This is a genomic window from Mesorhizobium sp. M1A.F.Ca.IN.020.06.1.1, from assembly GCF_004023265.1.
Taxonomy (GTDB): Bacteria; Pseudomonadota; Alphaproteobacteria; order Rhizobiales; family Rhizobiaceae; genus Mesorhizobium.
Genome location: NZ_RZSR01000371.1, coordinates 1 through 5,297, shown reverse-complemented (window position 1 = coordinate 5,297; position 5,297 = coordinate 1). Strand labels below are relative to the sequence as shown.

General features: G+C 65.2%; 4 protein-coding genes and 1 pseudogene. 3 read left to right on the top strand and 2 right to left on the bottom strand.

Features of this window, described 5'->3' with window-relative positions; all coding sequences use genetic code 11:
* The 3 genes from EOA60_RS17265 to EOA60_RS17255 form a co-directional block, all read left to right on the top strand.
* On the top strand, nt 1-1,258 hold a 1,258-nt coding region (locus EOA60_RS17265), incomplete at its 5' end, for a family 16 glycosylhydrolase (protein ID WP_128311657.1).
* Between the two features lie 21 nt (nt 1,259-1,279).
* Nucleotides 1,280-3,067, top strand: coding sequence for a type I secretion system permease/ATPase (locus tag EOA60_RS17260; RefSeq protein WP_245322366.1), 1,788 nt, complete (start codon nt 1,280-1,282; stop codon nt 3,065-3,067).
* Between the two features lie 3 nt (nt 3,068-3,070).
* Complete coding sequence (locus EOA60_RS17255; RefSeq protein WP_095824588.1) at nt 3,071-4,390, top strand: HlyD family type I secretion periplasmic adaptor subunit; 1,320 nt, start codon at nt 3,071-3,073, stop codon at nt 4,388-4,390.
* 45 nt (nt 4,391-4,435) lie between these two features.
* Here EOA60_RS17255 and EOA60_RS17250 read toward each other — a convergent pair whose 3' ends face one another.
* A complete protein-coding gene (locus tag EOA60_RS17250) occupies nt 4,436-4,966 on the bottom strand; it encodes a dihydrofolate reductase family protein (RefSeq protein WP_067322019.1) in 531 nt (176 codons plus the stop codon).
* Between the two features lie 96 nt (nt 4,967-5,062).
* Nucleotides 5,063-5,297 (bottom strand): annotated as a pseudogene (locus EOA60_RS17245) (LysR family transcriptional regulator); the annotation flags it as partial.

Below are 5,297 nucleotides of genomic sequence, written 5' to 3'. Positions count from 1 at the left end.
GATGAGCTACACGCTTCCCGACAATGTCGAGAACCTGATCGCCACCAACGCCAAGAACTACGCTTTTGGAAACGACCTGGACAACATCATCACCGCCAAGGCCGGCCACCAGACGCTGGACGGCGGCAAGGGCAATGATGTGCTGATCGATGGCGGCGGCGGTTACGACACTTTCATCATCGCGAAAGGCAACGGAAGCGACCTGATCGCCAATTTTGCCGCGACTGACAGCGTCCGTCTCGATGGCTATGGGTTCACTTCCTTCGACGCCATCCACTCGAACATGATCCAGGCGGGACCGAACGTCATCTTGAACCTCGGATCCGGCGAGATCCTCATGTTCAAGGACACGACCATCGACAAGCTGCAGCCCAGCCAATTCCAGCTGCCGATCGACAAGTCCGACATGACGCTGTCTTTCAGCGACGACTTCAACGCGCTGAACCTCCACAACAGCCAAGGCGGCACGTGGGATACCAACTTCTGGTGGGGCGCGCCGAACGGCAGCACGCTCGCCACCAACAACGAGCTGCAATGGTATATCGACGCCAATTACGCGCCGACGAGCTCGGTCCACCCGTTCAGCGTGAACAACGGCGTGCTCACCATCACCGCGGCGCAAGCGCCGGCGGACATCAAGCCGCTGATCAACAATTACGAATACACGTCCGGCATCCTGACCACGCATGACAGCTTCTCGCAGACATACGGCTATTTCGAAATGCGCGCCGACCTGCCGGAAAACGCCGGCGCCTGGCCGGCCTTCTGGCTGCTGCCGGAAGACGGCTCGTGGCCGCCTGAGCTGGACGTCATCGAAAGATACGGCCAGACCCCGAACTCGCTTCTGATGACCGCGCATACGATGGAGACGGGTACGCACACCATGGTCGGGTCTACGGTGAATGCGATGGATACTGCCGGTTTCCACACCTATGGCCTGCTGTGGACGCCGGACAAGCTTGTCTGGACCTATGACGGCGTGCAGGTCGCGGAAGCGGCGACGCCCTCGGACATGGATAAGCCCATGTACATGCTGGTCAATCTTGCGATCGGCGGCCAGGCCGGCGCGCCGCCGGATCATCTTGCCACACCGGCTGAGATGAAGATCGACTACATCCGCGCCTATACGCTGGACGCTGTGGAGGCTAACCCCCTGATCGCCACCAGCAGCACCACCACCGCAACGCACAGCACTGCCACGCACAGCTTCGGCAGCAGCACGCTGCATCACGGTTCCGAGTTTGGGGGCCACGCTTAAGATTTTCAGGCGATCGGTTCGATGTCCCGGGATCATGCAGCGGCGGCCGATATGACTGCACCGTCGAGCCTGCGGGCGGTGTTCCTGCGCGCCGTCGGCGATGTCGGGCTCTTCTCGCTGCTGATCAACATCCTGCTTCTGGTGATCCCGCTTTATCTGCTTCAGGTCTATGACCGCGTGCTGCCCTCCTCCAGCGTCGAGACGCTGGTCTATCTGTCGGCGATTGCGGTTCTTGCGCTCGCTTTCCTCGGACTGCTGGACGCGATCCGCGCCGTCTACACGCAGCGCGTCGCGGCCGCCGTCGACAGGAAGCTCGGGGCAAGGACATTCGCCCTCTCGCTGGCGCCCAAATATGCCGGCGGCCTGTCGCCGCTGCGTGATCTCGCCTCGGTCTGCGCCTTCGTCCGGTCGCGCGGCGTGGCGGTGCTGTTCGACCTGCCCTTTGCGCCCGTCTTCCTCGCTTTGCTCTATCTGATCCATCCGGTGCTGTTCTGGGTGACAGTCGCCGGCGCGGTGCTTCTGCTCGTCCTTGTCGTCGCGAACCAGCTCGCCATTGGCCGGAACGATGCCATGTCCGCGGAACGCTCGGCGTTGGCGAGCCATGCGGAACAGGTCTTTGCCCGCAATGCCGAAACGCTGCGCGCCATGGGCATGGTCGAGAACGCCGCTCGGGTCTGGGGGCGGCATGTCGGGGCAGCGCTCACGCTTTACGACCGTTCCTCGAGCGCCAATGCGATCTTCAGCGGCGCCTCGCGGGCGCTGCGCATGATGCTGCAGCTGGCGATCCTCGGCGCCGGCGCGTGGCTGGTGCTCGAGGGGCAGATGACGGCGGGTATGATCTTCGCCTCCTCGCTGGTGTCGTCGCGCGCGCTGCAGCCGCTCGACCAGCTGATCGGCGCCTGGCGGCAAATCGTCGAGGCAAAGCGGGCCTGGAAGCGGCTGGAGACGGCGCTTGCTGCGCACCCGGCCGAGAAGCGGAAACTGGCGCTCCCCGATCCGTTAGGCGCGATTTCGGTGCAGGACGTTTTCTTCATGGCACCGAACGCACAGCCCGGCACCGAACCTATCCTCAAGCGGCTGAATTTCCAGATCGGCGCCGGCGAAGCGGTGGCGATCGTGGGGCCGAGCGGCGCCGGCAAATCGACGCTGGCGCGGCTGCTTGTCGGTGCCGCGCAGCCGACCGGGGGCGCAGTGAGGATCGACGGCGCCGACCTCAGGACCTGGGAGGAAAAACAGCTCGGGCGACAGATCGGCTACCTGGCGCAGGAGGTGGAGCTCTTTCCCGGCACGATCGGCGACAATGTCGCCCGCTTCGACGCGCAGGCCGAGGACGCCGCGATCGTCGAGGCCGCCAGGCGCGCCCAGGCGCATGAGTTGATCCTGGCGCAGCGCGACGGCTACCAGACAATGATCGGCCCTTCCGACAGGACGCTCTCGGGTGGCGAGCGCCAGAGGATCGGGCTGGCGCGCGCCTTCTACGGCAACCCGCGCATTCTCGTGCTCGACGAGCCCAGTTCCCATCTCGACGGCAGCGGCGAGGCGGCGCTCGAAGTGGTGCTGGTCGCCGCGCGAGCGGCGGGCGTCACGATCCTCGTGATCACACATCGCCCGTCCATCGCAACGGCCTGCGACCGCGTGATGGTTCTGCGCGGTGGGGTGATCGAGGCCTTCGGCCCGAGCGCCGAGGTGCTGCGGCGGTCCACTGTCGATAGAGGCGCCGGCAACGCCCCGGCCGCCCAGCAGGGCACGGTGGTGACCGGATCATTCGCGCCGATGATCCGCACGCACGGCATCCGCTTCGGATCCTAGACGATGACGATCGAGAGCCTTGCCTGGGATGGACAGCCGCGCACCGACTTCCGGCGCGTGGCCTTCATAGGGTATGCGGCAATCGCGCTCTTTGCGGGCGGCTTCGGCTATTGGGCGGTGAGCGCGCCGCTGTCCGGCGCGGTGATCACGCAGGGCACGATCTCGGCGACGGGCGGCAACATCCTCATCCAGCAGCCCGAGGGCGGCATCATCCAGCAGCTGCTGGTCCGCGAGGGCGACCGCGTGCAGCAGGGCCAGGACCTCATCCTGCTCGACCGGACGGCCGCGCAAGCCGAGCTCAACCGTCTGACCAGGCAGTCGATCGCGCTCAAGGCGAGCATGGCGCGGCTGGAGGCCGAGCGCGACGGGCTGAACAGGCTCGCGCCGATCACCGAGGCAGCGCCGGCGCCGTTCCAGCAGGATTTCCAAAACCTCATCCGCGAGCAGCAGAAGGAGTTCGACGCCCGGCTCGCCCGGTTCCGGTCGGAGCAATCGATCATGGCGCAGCGGGTCGCCATGCATCGCGAGTCGGTCGTGGGCTTGAACGCCCAGAAGCTCGCCATCGAGCAGCAGGCCGATCTGGTGAAGAAGGAGCTCGGCATCAAGACAGGCCTGCTCGACAAGGGCCTCACCAACCGCACCGAATATTCGCAGCTGCTGCGCTCGGAAGCCGATCTGGTCGGCCAGGCCGGCGCGCTGGAGGCCAATCTTGCCGGGGCCAACAGCCAGATCGTCGAGGCGCAGGTGCAGGTCGAGCGACTGACCACGCAGCGCGTGGAGGAAGCGCTGACCAAGCTCGACGAGGTGCGCACCAACCTCGCCGACATCGAGGAGCAGATCAGGGCAGCCGAAGCGGTGCTTCAGCGCACGACGATCAAGGCGCCGGCGGCGGGCATCGTGGTGTCCTCCACCTATAATTCGAAAGGCAGCGTGATCGCGCCCGGCGAAAAGATCATGGAGATCCTGCCGACCGCGTCGGGCCTCAACGTCGATGCCAAGCTGCGGCCGAAAGACGTCGATCAGGTGCGCGTCGGCCAGCTGGCAAAGCTCAGGCTGTCGGCGCTCAACGCGCGCCTGACGCCAGAGGTATCGGCGACGGTGACGCAGATCTCGGCCGACCGGCTGATCGACCAGGCTACCCACGAACCCTATTTCCGCGCCAAGCTGAAGATCGCCGACGCGCTCCCGCCCGGCGTCAAGCCGGAGCAACTCTATCCGGGAACGCCGGTCGAAGCCTTCATCAACACCGGCGACCGGACCTTCTTCGAGTATCTGGCGCGGCCGATGGTGGATTCGTTCGCCCGCGCGTTTGCGGAGAGGTGAGCGGGCGCTCCGCCCGACGCGCCCGTCCGTCGGGGAGTTGCGTGCCTACGCAGGAACATAAGTCAACCTGATCGCTTCCTCCCCGATCAAATCACTGGCCACGAGCCGGAGCGGCGGCCGGGGGCCGGCGAAGAATGGCTTTCCGTGACCAAGCACGACGGGATGGATGTAGAGACGATACTCATCGATAAGCCCGAGGTCGGTCAGGCTTCGCGCCAGGTCCGGTCCGGAAACGGCGATCTCCCCAGCGAGCCGAGCCTTCAGGTCACGTATCATCTCCGCCAGGCCGCCTTCGACAAGCGTGGCGTTGGGGCCAACGGACTGCAGCGTGCTCGACACGACCCACTTCGGCTGGCTCCGCCACGCCGTCGCGAATTCGCGGAGCTCAGGGGTCCACTCGGAACGGTCCTCGTCCCAGTAGCGCATGACCTCGTACATGCGACGGCCGTACACGCTGCCCGTCAGGCCGCGCACTTGCTCTATCCAGTGACGAAACAGCGCGGGATCGGGCGCAAATGCCTCGTGGTCGACATAGCCGTCCAGTGACTGATTCATTCCGAAGACGAGCTTCGCCATGCCTAATTCCATCCCAGCATTCTTTCAGGATACCAGTGAATCGCGCTGCTGCGTGCTCTGTGACGGCCTTGTCACGCTCCTGGCCAGCACGACTGTTCAAACGGCGATCTGAAGCGCCCCGTAGCGTTTGACTTCGGCTTCGATCTCCCTGACCAAAGTCTCCAGCGCGGGATTTCGGGAGTTGCGTGCGCGCCTGATCACATAGGCCAGGTCCGGCGGCTTGGGGAAGTGTTTGTCGACGATCTCCATGCCGGGTTGCAGGTGCCGCTGGCTCAAGAGCGCGACGCCGAGCCCGGAGGTCACGCCGGCGATGATACCGGCTGCGCTGGAG

Bases quoted from the DNA above. Each gene is read 5' to 3' on its own strand.
- EOA60_RS17260 (WP_245322366.1), top strand. From the start codon at position 1,280: ATGTCCCGGGATCATGCAGCGGCGGCCGATATGACTGCACCGTCGAGC.
- EOA60_RS17255 (WP_095824588.1), top strand. From the start codon at position 3,071: ATGACGATCGAGAGCCTTGCCTGGGATGGACAGCCGCGCACCGACTTC.
- EOA60_RS17250 (WP_067322019.1), bottom strand. From the start codon at position 4,966: ATGGCGAAGCTCGTCTTCGGAATGAATCAGTCACTGGACGGCTATGTC.